Raw genomic sequence first — 18,180 nt, 5'->3', positions numbered from 1 at the left:
CGGTTCATTACTCTAAGTTGAGCGTGCGTGCCAGTGCGTGACGGAAGTGGTGTAGGGTCCGAAGCGGGAAGACCGGTACGGCCGTTGGCCGGAGGGGGAGATGTCGATTGAACTCCACCGAGTCGGTGCCGCCTGCCCGAGCCCCGCGCCGCCGGGTCACCGCCGTCCTGCTCGCGGTGCTCTGCGCCGGGTACGCCGCGGGCGCCGCGGTCGGCTGGGGTTCGAGTGAACTCGCGCTGGTGATGGGGGACTTCGGTCTCGCCGGGGCGGCCCTCGCGGCCGCCCTGTCCTGTCTGGCGCACGGCATCGCGGTGGGGGGCCACACCCGCCCGGCCTGGCTGCTGTTCGGCCTCTCCTCGGCCATGGTCGCTTTCGGCAACGGCGCCTGGGGCTGGTACGAGGTGGTGCTCCGGCAGTCGCTGCCCCAGGACTCCTTCGCGGACTACGCCTTCCTGCTGTTCGCCCCGCTGGCCATCACCGGCCTGCTGGTGCTGGCCCAGCGTCCGCACACCCCGGCGGGCTGGCTCTGCCTGCTGCTGGACGGCTGGCTGGTGGCCGGCTCGCTGTTCACGCTCAGCTGGAGCCTGGCGCTGGGCCGGGTCGCGGCCGGGGACGGCGACGACCCGCTCAAGCTGGCCCTCGCCCTCGGCTACCCGGTGCTGGACATCCTGCTGGTCAGCCTGGTGGTCGGCCTGCGCTTCCGGGGCCGGGACGGCAACCGGGCCGCCGTGCACACCGCGATGATCGGCCTGGCGCTGACGGTGGTCTGCGACGCGCTGTTCACCACCCCGCAGTTCCACAGCGACTACCACTCCGGCGAACTGCTGGACGCGGGCTGGTTCGCCGGTTCGCTGCTGCTCGCCTGGGCCCCCTGGCAGCACGCCCGCCGCCCGTCCCGCGAGCACCCCTCCGCGCAGGGCTCGCCGCGCCGCCGGGTGGCGTCCACGTTCAGCGCGCTCACCCCGTACGCGGCCGCCGCGGTCTGCACCGCCGGCATCCTCTACAACGCGCTCGGCGGCCGTCCGCTGGACCGGGTGATGCTGGCCGCCGCCAGCACGGTGGGCCTGGCGCTGATCGTCCGGCAGGGCGTGATGCTGCTGGACAACCTCTCGCTGGCGCAGGAACTCGCCACCAAGGAGGCGCACTTCCGCTCCCTGGTGCAGGGCTCCAGCGACGTCATCATGATCGCCGGGCCGTCCGGGGCGCTGTCCTACGTCAGCCCCGCCGCGCTGCGGGTCTACAACCGGGACCCGGAGGACCTGGTCGGCGGCAACCTGCTCAACCTGGTCCACCCCGAGGACGTCGACCGGGTGCTGGCCGAGGTCCGCCGGATCCTGGCCCGCACCAGGGGCGCCCGGTTCAGCAACGGCGAGCCCTCGGCCCGGGTCGAGTGCCGGATCCGCTCCGGCGAGGGGGACTGGCTGCACGTCGAGTCCACCGTCAACCCCTACCGCGACGGCCTGATCCTCAACAGCCGGGACATCACCGAACGCGTCCGCCTGCAGGCCCAGTTGCAGCACAACGCGTTCCACGACCCGCTCACCGACCTGCCCAACCGCGCCCTCTTCGCCCACCGGGTCCGGGCCGCGCTCTCCGCGCGGGGCCCGGCCGGCACCACCGTCGCCGTGCTCTTCCTCGACCTGGACGGCTTCAAGGCGGTCAACGACACCGCCGGGCACCAGGTCGGCGACGAACTGCTGGTGCAGGCCGCCCGCCGGCTGCAGGCCGCCGTCCGCAGCGAGGACACCGTGGCCCGGTTCGGCGGCGACGAGTTCGCCGTCCTGGTCCGCGGCCGGCTCGGCCACCCGCAGGTCCGCGACCTGGCCGAGCGGATCCGCGGCGCGCTCTCCGAGCCGTACTGGATCGGCGGCGCCGAACTCGGCGTCGCCGCCTCCATCGGCATCGCCTTCGGCCCCGACACCCCGCCGCCGGTGCCCGAACCCGCCCTCGCCGCCCCCGCTGAATCCGCCGGGCCCGAACCCGCCGGACCCGCCGCCGGGCCGGACCCCGCCGCCGGACCCGCCGCCGGGCCGGAACCCACCGGGCCCGAAGCCGCCGGGGCCGCCGCCGACGAACTGCTGCGCGACGCCGACCTGGCGATGTACCAGGCCAAGTCCCGCGGCAAGGGCCGGGTGGTGCTCTACACCCCGGCGATGCGGGCCGAGATCGACCGCCGCGGCGAACTGGAGGAACGGCTGCGGGCCGCCGTCCGGGAGGGCGCCTTCACCCTGCTCCACCAGCCCGTGGTCGAACTCGCCGGCGGCCGGCTCACCGGCGTCGAGGCCCAGGCCCGTTGGCGCTCGGCCGGCGGACTGCTGCTCACCCCCGCCGAGTTCCTGCGCACCGCCGACTCCGGCGACGCCGCCACCCGCTTCACCCGCTGGCTGCTCACCGAGGCCGTCGCCGCCGCCGCCCGCCGCCGCGCCGACGGCCCCGCCGCCCCGCCCGTCCCGGTCACCGTCCGGCTCGCCGCCGAACGGATCTGCGCCCCCGGCACCTACGAGACGCTGGCCGGCGCGCTGCGCGACACCGGACTGCCGCCCGGACTGCTGGTCGTCGAGGTGGCCCGGACCGGCCCGGACGCGCTGGCCGACGAACTCGGCCGCCGGCTCGCCGCGCTGCGCCGCCTCGGGGTGTCCACCGCGCTCGCCGGGTTCGGGGCCGGCGGCGGCTCGCTCGGCGCCCTGGCCCGGATGCCGTTCGACGCCCTCAAGCTCGACCGCAGCCTGGTCCAGGACCTCGCCGACTCCGCCCTCACCCGCGCGCTGGCCGGCCACGCGCTGCGGCTGGGCCGCGACCTCGGACTGGTCACCGGCGCCGACGGCGTCGACCACCCCCGGCAGGTCGCCGTCCTGCAGGAGCTCGGCTGCCGGCGCGGCCAGGGACTCGCCTTCGACCGGCCGCTGGACGAACTGCGGCTGCGCCGCGCGCTGCTGCGCCGCGGCTACCCGGTGCCGCGCCAGCCGCAGGGCGGCCCGGGCCGCCGTCCGCCGCGCACCCCGGACCCGCGGGCGGGTGGTCTGGCCGAGGCCGCCACCGCCCGCCCCGGCCCGCCGCACACCGGTCTCGACCTGCCGCAACGCCACGCGGTGGGCGGTCCGGGCGGTGGCCCGCATGGTGAGACGCCGGTCCCACCAGCTTGACACTCGCCACTGCGTGGGAGGAAGGTCGATGCCATGACCACCCGAATTCTCGTACTTGGCGGGCGCGTCGGCTGAACCCAGCCCGACGCGCCTCCCCCTCGCATGCCCTTGGCACGAGGGGTTTTTTGTTGCACGAATGCTGGTGGGCCATCGCACCACAACTGGCCTCGACCACCTGAAATCCGGACGATTGAGGCAGAGCCGGAGAACCGGCCGGGACCGTTCGCCGCCCGGACCGACACCCCCCGAGCAGAACCCGAGAAGAGACAGGCAGATGACTGAGCACGCCGCAACCCCCCGCCGCGGGGACCACCCGGCCGCCCACGCTCCGGGTCCCCAGACCACCGAGACCATGACCGGCGCGCAGTCGCTCATCCGCTCGCTCGAAGCCGTGGGGGCCGACACGGTGTTCGGCATCCCCGGTGGTGCGATCCTCCCCGCGTACGACCCGCTGATGGACTCCACCAAGGTCCGCCACATCCTGGTCCGCCACGAGCAGGGCGCCGGCCACGCCGCGACCGGCTACGCGCAGGCCACCGGCCGGGTCGGCGTCTGCATGGCCACCTCCGGCCCCGGCGCCACCAACCTGGTCACCCCGATCGCCGACGCCTACATGGACTCGGTGCCGATCGTCGCGATCACCGGCCAGGTCGCCTCCAAGGCGATCGGCACGGACGCCTTCCAGGAGGCGGACATCTGCGGCATCACCATGCCGATCACCAAGCACAACTACCTGGTGACCGACCCGGCCGAGATCCCCCGGGTGATCGCCGAGGCGTTCCACATCGCCGCCACCGGCCGCCCCGGCCCGGTCCTGGTCGACATCGCCAAGGACGCCCTGCAGGCCCAGACCGTCTTCCGCTGGCCGGTCGAGGCCGCGCTGCCCGGCTACCGCCCGGTCACCAAGCCGCACGCCAAGCAGATCCGCGAGGCCGCCAAGCTGCTGGTGAACGCCAAGCGCCCGGTGCTGTACGTCGGCGGCGGCGTGCTCAAGGCCAACGCGGGCGCCGAACTGCGCATCCTGGCCGAGCTGACCGGCGCCCCGGTGGTCACCACCCTGATGGCGATCGGCGTCTTCCCGGACAGCCACCCGCAGCACCTGGGCATGCCCGGCATGCACGGCTCCGTCCCCGCCGTCACCGCGCTGCAGAAGACCGACCTGCTGTTCACCCTGGGCGCCCGCTTCGACGACCGGGTCACCGGCAAGCTCGACTCCTTCGCCCCGAGCGCCAAGGTCGTGCACGCCGACATCGACCCGGCCGAGATCGGCAAGAACCGCCCGGCGGACGTCCCGATCGTCGGTGACGCCCGCGAGGTGCTGGCCGACCTGATCGTCGCCGTCCAGGCCGAGTTCGACGCCGGCCACCGCGGTGACTACACCGAGTGGTGGACCCGGCTGAACGAGTGGAAGAAGACCTACCCGCTGGGCTACGAGCCCGCCCCCGAGGGGCAGTTGTCGCCCCAGCAGGTGATCGAGCGGATCGGCCAGCTGGTCGGCCCGGACGCGATCTACGCCGCGGGCGTCGGCCAGCACCAGATGTGGGCGAGCCAGTTCATCCAGTTCGAGAAGCCGGCCACCTGGCTGAACTCGGGCGGCGCCGGGACGATGGGCTACGCCGTCCCCGCCGCGATGGGCGCCAAGGCCGGCAAGCCGGACGTCCCGGTCTGGGCGATCGACGGCGACGGCTGCTTCCAGATGACCAACCAGGAACTCACCACCTGCACCCTGAACAACCTGCCGATCAAGGTCGCGGTCATCAACAACGGCTCGCTCGGCATGGTCCGCCAGTGGCAGACCCTGTTCTACAACCAGCGCTACTCCAACACCGTGCTGCACTCGGGCCCGGGCCACGACGGCGTCGAGCCGCCCGCCCAGGGCACCCGGATCCCGGACTTCGTGCTGCTCTCCGAGGCGATGGGCGCGGTCGGCCTGCGCTGCGAGCGCCCCGAGGACCTGGACGACGTGATCAAGCAGGCGATGGAGATCAACGACCGCCCGGTGGTCATCGACTTCATCGTCCACCAGGACGCGATGGTCTGGCCGATGGTCGCCGCCGGCACCAGCAACGACGAGATCCAGTTCGCCCGGGGCGCGCGCCCCGACTTCGGCGACGACCTGGACTGACGGACCCACGGACCCGAAAGCGATGACCACCATGTCCAAGCACACCCTGTCCGTCCTGGTCGAGAACAAGCCCGGCGTGCTCGCCCGGATCGCCGCGCTGTTCTCCCGCCGCGGCTTCAACATCGACTCGCTCGCGGTCGGCCCGACCGAGCACCCCGACATCTCCCGGATGACCATCGTGGTCAACGTCGAGGAGCTGCCGCTGGAGCAGGTCACCAAGCAGCTCAACAAGCTGGTCAACGTGATCAAGATCGTCGAGCTGGACCAGTCCCAGGCCGTCCGGCGCGAGCTGGTCCTGGTCAAGGTCCGGGCCGACGCGGAGAGCCGCTCCCAGGTCACCGAGATCGTCCAGCTGTTCCGCGCCAAGACCGTCGACGTGTCGCCCGACGCGGTGACCATCGAGGCCACCGGCTCCTCCGACAAGCTGGAGGCCATGCTGCGGATGCTGGAGCCGTACGGCATCAAGGAGTTGGTGCAGTCCGGCATGGTCGCGATCGGCCGCGGCGCCCGCTCCATCACCGACCGCTCGCTGCGCGCGCTGGACCGTTCCGCCTGACGCGAGCCGTCTTACAACCTGAGCACTGCCATCGAAGTCCGCCGGGTGCGCCTACGGTAGGAACCCCGGCATCACCATCACGCAAGGAGATGTGCCCCCGTGGCCGAGCTGTTCTACGAAGACGACGCCGACCTGTCCATCATCCAGGGCCGCAAGGTCGCGGTCATCGGCTACGGCAGCCAGGGCCACGCCCACGCGCTGTCGCTGCGCGACTCGGGCGTGGACGTCCGCGTCGGCCTGCTGGAGGGCTCCAAGTCCCGCGCCGCGGCCGCCGAGGCCGGCCTGCGCGTGGTCACCCCGTCCGAGGCCGCGGCCGAGGCCGACGTCATCATGATCCTGGTTCCGGACCCGATCCAGGCCGACGTCTACAAGGACGCCATCGAGCCGAACCTGAAGGCGGGCGACGCCCTGTTCTTCGGCCACGGCCTGAACATCCGCTTCGGCTTCATCCAGCCGCCGGCCGACGTCGACGTCTGCATGGTCGCCCCGAAGGGCCCGGGCCACCTGGTGCGCCGCCAGTACCAGGAGGGCCGCGGCGTCCCGTGCATCGTGGCCGTCGAGCAGGACGCCACCGGCAAGGCCTTCGACCTGGCGCTGTCCTACGCCAAGGGCATCGGCGGCACCAAGGCCGGCGTCATCAAGACCACCTTCACCGAGGAGACCGAGACCGACCTGTTCGGTGAGCAGGCCGTCCTCTGCGGTGGCACCGCCGCCCTGGTGAAGGCCGGCTTCGAGACCCTGGTCGAGGCGGGCTACCAGCCCGAGATCGCCTACTTCGAGTGCCTGCACGAGCTCAAGCTGATCGTCGACCTGATGTACGAGGGCGGCCTGGAGAAGATGCGCTGGTCGGTCTCCGAGACCGCCGAGTGGGGCGACTACGTGACCGGCCCCCGCATCATCACCGCCGACACCAAGGCCGAGATGAAGAAGGTCCTCGCCGAGATCCAGGACGGCACCTTCGCCAACACCTGGATCGCCGAGTACAAGGCGGGCCTGCCGAAGTACAACGAGTACAAGAACGCGGACAGCGAGCACCTGCTGGAGACCACCGGCAAGAAGCTGCGCAAGCTGATGAGCTGGGTCGACCAGGAGGCCTGAGCCTCCCCGTCCCGGTTGTACAACAAGGCTGTTCCCGTCCGGGTGATTTCGCCGGACGGGAGCAGTCCCCGCACCACCCCGCCGATAGACTCCGAACCACGCGTCAGGCCCACAGCGTCGTGCGTCTAGCTACGCGACATGCCACCTTCCCCCGCCCTGTGCGCGCCACCTCCGCGCGGCGGGGTGAACCGGACAGTTAAGGACACACTGTCGTGAGCACTGTGACACCCAAGAGCGCTGTCGTACTGATCGCCGAAGAGCTGTCGCCCGCCACCGTCGACGCGCTGGGCCCCGACTTCGAGATCCGCCACTGCAACGGCGCCGACCGCGCCGAGCTGCTGACCGCGATCGCGGACGTCGACGCCATCCTGATCCGCTCCGCCACCAAGGTGGACGCCGAGGCGCTGGCCGCCGCCAAGAAGCTGAAGGTCGTGGCCCGGGCCGGCGTCGGCCTGGACAACGTGGACGTGGCCGCCTCCACCAAGGCCGGCGTGATGGTCGTCAACGCGCCGACCTCCAACATCGTCACCGCCGCCGAGCTGGCCTGCGGCCTGCTGATCTCGGTCGCCCGCAACATCGCCCCCGCCAACGCCGCGCTCAAGGGCGGCGAGTGGAAGCGCAACAAGTACACCGGCGTCGAGCTCAGCGAGAAGACCCTCGGCGTGGTCGGCCTCGGCCGGATCGGCGTGCTGGTCGCCCAGCGGATGTCCGCCTTCGGCATGAAGATCGTCGCGTACGACCCCTACATCCAGGCCGCCCGCGCGGCCCAGATGGGCGTCAAGCTGCTCTCCCTGGAGGAGCTGCTGGAGGTCTCGGACTTCATCACCGTCCACCTCCCGAAGACCCCGGAGACCATCGGCCTGATCGGCGACGAGGCGCTGCACAAGGTCAAGCCGACCGTGCGGATCGTCAACGCCGCCCGCGGCGGCATCGTCGACGAGGAGGCGCTGGTCCGGGCGCTCCAGGAGGGCCGGGTCGCCGGCGCCGGCCTGGACGTCTACTCCAAGGAGCCGTGCACCGACTCCCCGCTGTTCGCCTTCGACAACGTGGTGGCCACCCCGCACCTGGGCGCCTCCACCGACGAGGCGCAGGAGAAGGCCGGCATCGCGGTCGCCAAGTCGGTGCGCCTGGCGCTGGCCGGCGAGCTGGTGCCGGACGCGGTCAACGTCCAGGGCGGCGTGATCGCCGAGGACGTCCGCCCGGGCCTGCCGCTGGCCGAGAAGCTCGGCCGGATCTTCACCGCGCTGGCCGGCGAGGTCGCCGTCCGGCTGGACGTCGAGGTCCGCGGCGAGATCACCCAGCACGACGTGAAGGTGCTCGAACTGTCGGCCCTCAAGGGCGTGTTCGAGGACGTGGTGGCCGAGACGGTGTCGTACGTCAACGCCCCGCTGTTCGCCCAGGAGCGCGGTGTCGAGGTGCGTCTGACCACCTCCAGCGAGTCGCCCGAGCACCGCAACGTGATCACCGTCCGGGGCACCCTGGCCGACGGCGGCGAGGTGTCGATCTCCGGCACCCTGTCCGGCCCGAAGCAGACCCAGAAGATCGTCGGCGTGGACGGCTTCGACGTCGACGTGGCGCTCACCGACCACATGGCGTTCTTCCACTACGAGGACCGCCCCGGCGTGGTCGGCACCCTCGGCCGGATCCTCGGCGACGCGGGCATCAACATCGCGGGCATGCAGGTCGCCCGGGACGGTGACAACGCGCTGGCCTCGATCACCGTGGACAGCGAGGTCTCCCAGGAGGTCCTGGCCGAGATCGCCGCCGCCATCGGCGCCAAGTTCGCCCGCTCGGTGAACCTGGGCTGACGCCCCGCAGCACCCGCAGACGGCCCTTCCGACCTTGAGGCGGAAGGGCCGTTCGCATGCCCCGGAGTGAACCCCGTCTCAGATACTAGGAAATCCAAGTAAATCTGCTGCCCTCGCGGCCACTTCGCCGTACCGTGGAGTAGTCCTACGGTGAGCCACCCCCGCAACTCCGGGGCGCGTGGCCCGTCGGCCCGTACGCGGTGCGGCAGGCGATCCCTGCTCGGCGTACCCCTCACCCCTTCCGCGCGCCGCTGCGCCCCCGCACCAAGGAGCCCGGTATGCCGTTCGTCGCAGACCGCACCACCGCCCCCGCCGCCACCACGACCTCCGCCGCCGCGGTCGCCGCGCCCCCGCGCCGCCGCCGCGCCCTGCCGGCCGACCCGCGCACCGCCGCCGCCCTGCAGCGCGCCCTCGACCGCCGCGACAACAGCGCCCCGATCGGCGACTGAACGCCAATACCCGCGCTGGGCCGGACGGGTGACGGAGCGTCACCCATGGAGTGAACCTCCGCCCCCGTCCCGCCGGCGGCTCCTACCTTGGGGCGGTGCGCACCCCCCTCGGCCTCCTCGCCGCCCTCGCCCTGCTCGCCCCGGCCACCGCCCCCGCGCTGGCCGACGACCGGCCCGCCGACGGCCCGAGCACCACCGTGTTCCTGGAACTCGGCACCGAGCCCGCCGCCACCGCCTGGCAGCGCGCCCGGGACGACGCCCGCCGGCAGCTGCGCACCCCCGACCAGACCCGGCGCGCCGCCGCCGCCGCGGGGAGCGCCGGGCGGGCCGTCGCCGACCGCTCGTTGGACGCGCTCACCGCCGCCCTGCGGCGCGCCGTCCCCGACGCCCACCCGCTCTACCGCACCCGCACCCTGGTCAGCGGCCTCGCCCTGCGGCTGCCCGCCGCCGAACTGCCGCGGCTGACCGGCCTGCCCGGCGTCCGCGCGGTGCGCCCGGTCGCGCTCAAGCGGCGCGCCAACGGCTACTCGGTGCCGCTCACCGGCGCCCCGCAGGTCTGGGACGGCCCCGAGGGCCACACCGGCGAGGGCGTCCGGATCGGCATCGTCGACTCCGGCATCGACTACACCCACGCCGACTTCGGCGGCCCCGGCACCCCCGGGGCGTACCGCGCGGTCGACGGCGCGAAGCCCGCCCCCGCCGGGCTGTTCCCGAACGCCAAGGTGGTCGGCGGCAAGGACCTGGTCGGCGACGACTACGACCCCGACCCGGCCGCCGCCCACCCCCAGCCCGACCCGCACCCCGACGACAACCCGCTCGACTGCGCCGCCAACGGCCACGGCACCCACGTGGCCGGCACCGCCGCCGGGTACGGCGTCACCGCCGACGGCAAGCCCTACCGCGGCCCCTACCGGCCCGGCCTGGACCCGGCCGGCTTCGCGGTCGCCCCCGGCGCGGCCCCCGGCGCCCAGCTCTACGCGATCAAGGTGTTCGGCTGCGAGGGCTCCACCGACCAGCTCGCCGCCGCCCTCGACCTGGCCGCCGACCCGAACGGCGACGGCGACCTCGCCGACCGCCTCGACGTGGTCAACCTCTCGCTCGGCAGCCCCTACGGCCGCCCCGGCGACGCCGACGCGCTGGCCGCCGACCGGCTCGCCGCGCTGGGCACCGTGGTGGTCGCCGCCTCCGGCAACGAGGGCGACGTGTACGGCGTCGGCGGCAGCCCCGGCACCGCCGCCCGGGTGCTCACCGCCGCCGCCTCGGTCGACCCGCACGGCGACGCCGACGGCATCACCGTGCTCGCCCCCGCCGCGCTGGCCGGGAACGTCCCCGCGCACTGGAGCAGCAAGTACACCCACTGGGACGACACCGAGGTCGGCGGCGAACTCGCCGTCCCCGCCGACCAGTCGGACGGCTGCGCGCCCTTCACGCCCGCCGACGCCGACCGGCTGCGCGGCAAGGTCGCGGTGCTGCGCTGGACCACCAAGGACCCGGACCGGGCCTGCGGCTCCGCCCCGCGCGCCGACCACGCCGCCGACGCCGGAGCCGTCGGCGCGCTCTACGCCGCCGACGGCGACAACCTCGGCGAGATCGCCGGGGACGACCGGATCCCCGCCGCGATCCTGGCCCGCGCCGACGGCGAGCGGCTGCTGTCCGCCCTGGGCGGCGGCCCGGTCACCGTCCGGCTCGCCGCCCCCGGCAACCCGCTGCACGGCGCCGTCCCGCAGGACCAGCCGCAGCGCACCGACACCCTCACCTCCTTCACCTCCCGCGGCATCGGCGTCGACGGCGTGGTCAAGCCCGACCTGGCCGCCCCCGGCGAGACCATCTGGTCCGCCCGGGTCGGCACCGGCACCGGCGGGATGCGCGAGGACGGCACCTCGATGGCCACCCCGCACCTGTCCGGCCTGGCCGCGCTGGTCCGCTCCGCGCACCCCGACTACGACGCCGCCGAGGTCAAGGCCGCGCTGATGGACACCGCCACCGACACCTACCTGCACGACGGCCGCACCGGCCCGGTGTACGGCCCCGAACGCACCGGCAGCGGCCGGGTCCGGGCCGACGCCGCCGTCCGCACCCCCGTGCTCGCCTACGGGACGCGGACCGAGGGCGCGGTCGGCGTCTCCTTCGGCGTGGTCGAGGCCACCGGCGCGGCCACCGCCACCCGCGAGGTGACCGTCCGCAACCTCGGGGACCGCCCGCTGGCCTACACCACCGGCTACGCGCCGGCCACCACGCTGCCCGGCGCCGCCTTCGGGATCTCGCCCGCCCGGGTCGACCTGCCCCCGCACGGCAGCGCCACCGTCACCGTCACCCTCCGGCTCGGCCCCGACCTCGGCCGGGCCCCCGACCCCACCCTCGACCTGCTCCAGGCCGGGCACCCCCGCAGCTACCGCGGCGAACTCTCCGGCCGGCTCACCCTCACCCCCGAGGACGACACCCTGCCGCCGCTGCGCGTCCCGCTGTTCGCCGCCCCGCGCGCCGCCTCCGACGGCACCGTGCTCGGCACCGCCGCCACCTTCGCGGTCTCCGGGAACCCCCGCCCCGGCCTGCTCAGCGCCCTCCAGCCGGGCGGCGAGGGCCCGCGCTGGCCCGACTGCCCCGCCCCCGACGCCGAGATCTGCGTCGACGACCCCGCCGAGCGCTCCGCCGACCTGCACCACGCGGCCGCCGCCGTCGACGGCCGCGGCACCCTCTACCTGGCCGCCGTGCTGTGGGCCCCCGCCCCCACCCCCGCCGGCCCGCTGGGCGTCCGCGCCTCGATCGACGCCGACGGCGACGGCACCCCCGACGCCACCGTGGTCGCCGACCGGCTCAAGGGCAGTGACGTGCTGGTCGCCCGCACCCTGGACGCCCGCACCGGCGCCGAACTCGACGTCCAGCCGCTCAACGGCCGCTGGGGCGACACCGACACCGCCCTGCTCGACTCCGACACCCTGCTGCTGCCCGTCCGCCTCGCGGCCCTGCCGCCGCTCACCCACCCCCGCTACACCGTCTGGACCGGCGCCTCCGACGACCCGGCCGACGCCCTCGCCACCCTCGGCCCCTACCCCGTCGACCCGACCCTCGCCACCCCCGTCCTCACCCCCGTCCACCCCGGCCAGGTGCTGCACACCCCGCTCGCGAACGCCCTGGTGATCCACCACCTCAACCCGGTCGGCGACCGAATCCAGCTGCTCACCCCGAAGGGTGACCCCGGCTGGGAAGCCGCCCGCTAGCCTGGTCTGACAGGCAAGAATCCCGAGCATGGGAGCACTGATGAGCGTCGACCCGGACCCGTACCCGGACTGGCTCCGCCCGCCCGTGGGCGGCTACACCGCCGACGACCTGGACCGGTTGCCGGACCTCCCGCCGCACACGGAGTTGATCGACGGGAGTCTGGTTTTCGTGAGTCCGCAGACGTTGTTCCACATGCGTACGCTCCGGCTCCTCGAACGAGCGCTGGCGGACGCGGCCCCGGCTGGGTGGGAGGTGTGGCGGGAGATGAACGTCAAGCTCAACCGGCGCAACCGTCCCGAGCCCGATCTGATGGTAGTGAACCAGCAGGGCGTCACCGGTCCGAAGCAGACGTACTGCGAGCCGGACGATGTCCTGCTGGCGGTTGAGGTGGTGTCGGAGGAGTCGGAGGAGCGCGACCGCGAGGCCAAGCCGAGGAAGTACGCTGCCGCCGGTATCCGCCACTTCTGGCGGGTGGAGAGTGACAACGGCCGCCCTGTGGTCTACGTCTACGAGTTGGACCCGGCGACCAAGGGCTACGGGGTAGCGGGAATCCACCACGGCGTCCTCAAGCTCGACGTGCCGTTCCCGGTCGAGGTCGAACTCGTCTGACAGCGCGTCCGGATCGTGGACGGTCCGTGCCCAGGCCGTGGGACGGGTTGTACTGTCCGAGTATGTCTCGCACCATTCGTCTCGCAGTGATCCCGGGTGACGGCATCGGCCAGGAGGTCGTGGCCGAGGGCCTCAAGGTGCTCCGCGCCGCCCTGCCCTCCGACACCAAGCTGGAGACCACCGAGTACGACCTCGGTGCACGGCTGTACCACCGCACCGGGGAGACCCTCCCCGACGCGGTGCTGGAGGAGCTCAAGGGCCAGGACGCGATCCTGCTCGGCGCCATCGGCGACCCGAGCGTGCCGTCCGGCGTGCTGGAGCGCGGGCTGCTGCTCAAGCTGCGGTTCGCCTTCGACCACCACATCAACCTGCGCCCCGGCAAGCTGCTCCCGGGTGTGAAGTCGCCGCTGGCCGGCGAGCCGAGCATCGACTTCGTGGTCGTCCGCGAGGGCACCGAGGGCCCGTACGTCGGCAACGGCGGCACGCTGCGCACCGGCACCCCGCAGGAGGTCGCCACCGAGGTCTCGCTGAACACCGCGTTCGGCATCGAGCGGGTCGTCCGCGACGCCTACCGTCGGGCCCAGGCCCGCCCGCGCAAGAAGCTCACCCTCGTCCACAAGAACAACGTGCTGGTGCACGCCGGCCACCTGTGGACCCGGATCTTCGAGCAGGTCGGCCGGGAGTTCCCCGAGGTCACCACCGACTACCTGCACGTCGACGCGGCGACGATCTTCTTCGTCACCCAGCCCGAGCGCTTCGACGTGATCGTCACCGACAACCTGTTCGGCGACATCCTGACCGACCTCGCCGCGGCCGTCACCGGCGGCATCGGCCTGGCCGCGTCCGGCAACATCAACCCGAGCGGCGACTTCCCGTCGATGTTCGAGCCGGTGCACGGCTCCGCCCCGGACATCGCCGGCCAGGGCAAGGCCGACCCGACCGCCACCGTGCTGTCGGTCGCCATGCTGCTGGAGCACCTCGGCTACGCCGCCGAGGCCGCCGCGGTCGAGGCCGCGGTCGCCGCGGACCTCACCGAGCGCTCCGGCGCCCGCTCCACCTCCGCGGTCGGCGACGCGCTCGCCGCCCGAGTAGCCGGCTGACCGGCCGGACGACCCCCTCCGGCCACTGGGCCGGTTCACAGCGAGCAACAGCCTCCCGGCTGTTCGGCACGGCCCCCTGGATGCGAGTATCGACAGTGGGCCGTGCCGTCATGCGTTCCCCCCGCCCGACGGTGAAGGCCCAGCCCAACCCCACGGTGAAGGACAGAAAGTCATGAGCACGCCCACCCAGTCGCCGATAGCGTTCGACCTCAAGCCCTCCGCGCACCCCCTGTCCGACGAGGAGCGCGAGGCCCGACTGGCCGATCCCGGCTTCGGCCGGGTCTTCACCGACCACATGGTGACCATCCGCTGGACCGAGGGCCTGGGCTGGCACGACGCCCAGCTGACCCCGTACGCGCCGCTGGAGGTCGACCCGGCCAACATGACGCTGCACTACGGCCAGTCGATCTTCGAGGGCCTCAAGGCGTACCGGCAGCCCGACGGCTCGGTCGCGACCTTCCGCCCCGAGGCCAACGCGGCCCGCTTCCGGGCCTCCGCCCGCCGCCTGGCGATGCCCGAGCTGCCGGAGGAGACCTTCGTCGAGGCCGTCGAACTGCTCGTCCAGCAGGACCGCGCCTGGGTGCCCGGCAAGCCCGAGCAGAGCCTCTACCTGCGGCCCTTCATGTTCGCCACCGAGGTCGGCCTGGGCGTGCGCCCCGCCAACTCCTACCTCTTCATGATCATCGCCTCGCCGGCCGGCGCCTACTTCTCCGGCGGCGTCAAGCCGGTCTCGGTCTGGCTCTCCGAGGACTACGTCCGCGCCGCCCCCGGCGGCACCGGCGCCGCCAAGTGCGCGGGCAACTACGCCGCCTCGCTGGTCGCCCAGGCCGAGGCCGCCGCCAAGGGCTGCGACCAGGTGGTCTGGCTCGACGCCGCCGAGCACAAGTGGGTCGAGGAGATGGGCGGCATGAACCTCTACTTCGTCCTCGGCGAGGGCGCGGACGCCACCGTCGTCACCCCCGAACTCTCCGGCTCGCTGCTCCCCGGCATCACCCGCGACTCGCTGCTCGCCCTCGCCGCCGACCTCGGCCACGGCACCGAGGAGCGCAGGATCTCCACCGACGAGTGGAAGCGGGGCAACGCCGACGGCACCATCACCGAGGTCTTCGCCTGCGGCACCGCCGCCGTCATCACCCCCGTCGGCCAGGTCAAGTCGGTCGGCGCCGACTGGACCGTCGGCACCGGCGAGCCCGGCCCCGTCACCATGAAGCTCCGTGAGGCCCTGCTGGCCATCCAGGGCGGCCAGGCTCCCGACACCCACGGCTGGATGCACACCATCGCCTGACGCCCGCCACCGGCCCGGGCACTTCATGGCGGAAGGCCCGGGGCCGGTAGCCTCGGAAGCGCTCACTCGTTGAACGGCTCGGATAGGAGGGAGGGACCATGACCGCCGAGATGTACGACGCCGACGTCTGGCGCAGCCCGGAGGATGACCTCCTCGACGCCTTCCTGGCCCTGGACACCCCGCAGGGGTTCAAGGCCGAGATCATCGAGGGAGAGATCATCGTGACACCGCCCCCGAACGGCGAGCACGAGACCGTGATCGGACGGATCGTCCGGCAGGTCTTCCAGCAGGCTGCCGCGGACCTGGACTTCGCGCCGGGAACGGGCGTCATCGTGCCCGGCGGCCGGTACATTCCGGACGGCGCGTTCGCGGCCCGCGGCGGGATGATGAGCCGTGAGTCGTGGGCCAAGCCCGACGGGCTGCTGATGGTGGTCGAGGTGACCTCCGGGAACCCGGCCAAGGACCGCGAGTCCAAGCGCAAGGGCTACGCAGCGGCGGAGATCCCGCTGTACCTCCTGGTGGACCGGAAAGCGGGCCAGGTGGTGCTGTACAGCAGCCCGGCCAAGGACGACTACACCGCGACCGCCATCGTGCTCGTGGGGAAGCCTCTTCCGCTGCCCGCGCCGTTCGGCTTCGAACTCGACACCGCCGACCTGTTCGCCTGACCCGTCCCGGATCGCGAGACGCACCTCCCGTCCCGGCGGGCGTGTGCAAGACTGCGAGGGTGTCCTCGCTCTCGCTGATTATTAGCAGCAGGCGCGCCGGTCCGCAGTGACCGCTTCCACGGCAACACCCTGACCGCGGAGCGACCACCAGCGTCCAGACCCGCGCGCAGACCTCTCGCACCCGCGAGGGGTCTTTTGTTTTGCCTCCGGACCGGCACCGGGCCCCCACAAGGGGACGGAGACACCGGGGACGCGCGCGGGATGCTGGACAGTGGAGCCGGATTCCGATCCCGGCAAACAGCAGTAACTCCACCGAACGGAGAACCCAGGGCCATGACCGAGGCCAACAGCCGCCCCAGCGACGGCTTCCACGTCTTCGACACCACGCTCCGCGACGGCGCCCAGCGCGAGGGCATCAACCTCACGGTGGCCGACAAGCTGGCGATCGCGCGCCACCTGGACGAGTTCGGGGTCGGCTTCATCGAGGGCGGCTGGCCCGGCGCCAACCCCCGGGACACCGAGTTCTTCGCCCGGGCCCAGGCCGAGCTGGAGTTCAAGAACGCCCAGCTGGTGGCCTTCGGCGCCACCCGCCGGGCCGGCGGCAAGGCCGCCGAGGACCCGCAGCTGGCCGCGCTGGTGGCCTCCGGCGCGCCGGTGGTGACGCTGGTGGCCAAGTCGCACGACCGGCACGTGGAGCTGGCGCTGCGCACCACGCTGGAGGAGAACCTGGAGATGGTCCGGGACAGCGTGGAGTACCTGCGCGGCCAGGACCGCCGGGTGTTCATCGACTGCGAGCACTTCTTCGACGGCTACAAGGCCAACCCGGAGTACGCCCTCGCCGTGGTGCGCACCGCGCACGAGGCGGGCGCGGACGTCGTCGTGCTCTGCGACACCAACGGCGGCATGCTGCCCTCGGGCGTGCGCGAGATCGTCGCCACCGTGCTCGCGGAGACCGGCGCCCGCATCGGCATGCACGCCCAGGACGACACCGGCTGCGCGGTGGCCAACACGCTGGCCGCCGTGGACGCCGGGGCCACCCACGTGCAGTGCACCGCCAACGGCTACGGCGAGCGGGTCGGCAACGCCAACCTGTTCCCGGTCGCGGCGGCGCTGGAGCTCAAGTACGACCGCCGGGTGCTCCCGGCCGGGGCGCTGGCCGAGATGACCCGGATCTCGCACGCCGTCGCCGAGGTGGTGAACCTGACGCCGTCCACCCACCAGCCGTACGTGGGCTTCTCGGCGTTCGCGCACAAGGCGGGCCTGCACGCCTCCGCGATCAAGGTCGACCCGGACCTGTACCAGCACATCGACCCGGAGCTGGTCGGCAACACCATGCGGATGCTGGTGTCCGACATGGCCGGCCGGGCCTCGATCGAGCTGAAGGGCAAGGAGCTGGGCTACGACCTGTCCAGCGACCGCGACCTGGCGGGCCGGGTGGTGGCCCGGGTGAAGGCGCAGGAGAACCTCGGGTACACCTACGAGGCGGCGGACGCCTCGTTCGAGCTGCTGCTGCGCGACGAGGTGAACGGCGGCGAGCGGCAGCGGTTCTTCGAGCTGGAGTCCTGGCGGACCATCAGCGAGCAGGGGCCGAACGGTTTCGCCGGCAACGAGGCGACCGTGAAGCTGTGGGCGAAGGGCGAGCGCAAGGTGGCCACCGGCGAGGGCAACGGCCCGGTGGACGCGCTGGACAAGGCGCTGCGGACGGCGCTGGAGCCGATCTACCCGGCGCTGGCCAAGCTGGAGCTGGTGGACTACAAGGTCCGGATCCTGGAGGGCCAGCACGGCACCGGCTCGAAGACCCGGGTGCTGATCGAGTCCACCGACGGCACCGCGACCTGGTCGACGGTCGGCGTCGCGGACAACGTGATCGCCGCGTCCTGGGTGGCGCTGGAGGACGCGTACACCTACGGGCTGCTGAGGGCCGACCAGCAGCCGTAACGGCGGTCGGTGCGCGGAAGTGCCCAGGGGGCGTGCGGAAGGCTCCGCACGCCCCCTTCTGGCGTGTTCATTACCCCTTCGGGGCCTCCGTCACCGCAGTCGGGCGAGGAGGGCGTGTTCGACGAGGGTGATGAGGGCGCTCTTGGCGCTGTCCCGGCGTCGGGCGTCGAGGGTGATGATGGGGA

At 73.0% G+C, this 18,180-nt stretch carries 12 protein-coding genes and 1 pseudogene; 12 read left to right on the top strand and 1 reads right to left on the bottom strand.

Annotated elements, in window-relative coordinates; all coding sequences use genetic code 11:
• The first annotated feature begins 107 nt into the window (after positions 1–107).
• The 12 genes from ACWEO5_RS06625 (at position 108) to cimA (ending at position 17,995) form a co-directional block, all read left to right on the top strand.
• Positions 108–3,143 (top strand): putative bifunctional diguanylate cyclase/phosphodiesterase, encoded by a 3,036-nt coding sequence (locus ACWEO5_RS06625; RefSeq protein ID WP_452160756.1) that lies wholly within the window; start codon positions 108–110, stop codon positions 3,141–3,143.
• 274 nt (positions 3,144–3,417) lie between these two features.
• Positions 3,418–5,268: an acetolactate synthase large subunit gene (locus tag ACWEO5_RS06620; protein WP_344552983.1), complete on the top strand. Its 1,851-nt coding sequence runs from the start codon at positions 3,418–3,420 to the stop codon at positions 5,266–5,268.
• Between the two features lie 31 nt (positions 5,269–5,299).
• A complete protein-coding gene (gene ilvN / locus ACWEO5_RS06615; RefSeq protein ID WP_344553079.1) occupies positions 5,300–5,824 on the top strand; it encodes an acetolactate synthase small subunit in 525 nt (174 codons plus the stop codon).
• A gap of 99 nt (positions 5,825–5,923) precedes the next feature.
• Positions 5,924–6,922 (top strand): ketol-acid reductoisomerase, encoded by a 999-nt coding sequence (gene ilvC / locus ACWEO5_RS06610; protein WP_014138197.1) that lies wholly within the window; start codon positions 5,924–5,926, stop codon positions 6,920–6,922.
• A gap of 221 nt (positions 6,923–7,143) precedes the next feature.
• The gene (serA, locus tag ACWEO5_RS06605; protein WP_452160831.1) at positions 7,144–8,730 is read left to right on the top strand and encodes a phosphoglycerate dehydrogenase; all 1,587 of its coding nucleotides are present in this window, start codon (positions 7,144–7,146) and stop codon (positions 8,728–8,730) included.
• Between the two features lie 278 nt (positions 8,731–9,008).
• Positions 9,009–9,179, top strand: coding sequence for a hypothetical protein (locus tag ACWEO5_RS06600; protein WP_452160753.1), 171 nt, complete (start codon positions 9,009–9,011; stop codon positions 9,177–9,179).
• A gap of 95 nt (positions 9,180–9,274) precedes the next feature.
• Positions 9,275–12,397 carry a S8 family serine peptidase gene (locus ACWEO5_RS06595; protein ID WP_452160751.1) on the top strand — a complete coding sequence of 1,041 codons (3,123 nt, stop codon included), beginning with the start codon at positions 9,275–9,277 and terminating at the stop codon, positions 12,395–12,397.
• Between the two features lie 28 nt (positions 12,398–12,425).
• Positions 12,426–13,007 carry a Uma2 family endonuclease gene (locus ACWEO5_RS06590; RefSeq protein WP_452160749.1) on the top strand — a complete coding sequence of 194 codons (582 nt, stop codon included), beginning with the start codon at positions 12,426–12,428 and terminating at the stop codon, positions 13,005–13,007.
• 62 nt (positions 13,008–13,069) lie between these two features.
• Positions 13,070–14,107 carry a 3-isopropylmalate dehydrogenase gene (locus ACWEO5_RS06585; RefSeq protein ID WP_452160747.1) on the top strand — a complete coding sequence of 346 codons (1,038 nt, stop codon included), beginning with the start codon at positions 13,070–13,072 and terminating at the stop codon, positions 14,105–14,107.
• 172 nt (positions 14,108–14,279) lie between these two features.
• Positions 14,280–15,392 (top strand): branched-chain amino acid aminotransferase, encoded by a 1,113-nt coding sequence (locus ACWEO5_RS06580; protein WP_452160745.1) that lies wholly within the window; start codon positions 14,280–14,282, stop codon positions 15,390–15,392.
• A gap of 98 nt (positions 15,393–15,490) precedes the next feature.
• Positions 15,491–16,057: a Uma2 family endonuclease gene (locus tag ACWEO5_RS06575; RefSeq protein WP_452160743.1), complete on the top strand. Its 567-nt coding sequence runs from the start codon at positions 15,491–15,493 to the stop codon at positions 16,055–16,057.
• A 333-nt stretch (positions 16,058–16,390) separates the two neighbouring features.
• Positions 16,391–17,995: a citramalate synthase gene (gene cimA, locus ACWEO5_RS06570; RefSeq protein ID WP_452160741.1), complete on the top strand. Its 1,605-nt coding sequence runs from the start codon at positions 16,391–16,393 to the stop codon at positions 17,993–17,995.
• A gap of 90 nt (positions 17,996–18,085) precedes the next feature.
• Here the strand turns inward: cimA and ACWEO5_RS06565 are convergent.
• A pseudogene (locus ACWEO5_RS06565) lies at positions 18,086–18,180 on the bottom strand (ATP-binding protein); the annotation flags it as partial.

It is taken from the genome of Kitasatospora sp. NPDC004272 (assembly GCF_053603035.1).
This window is presented reverse-complemented; position numbering and strand designations above follow the sequence as displayed.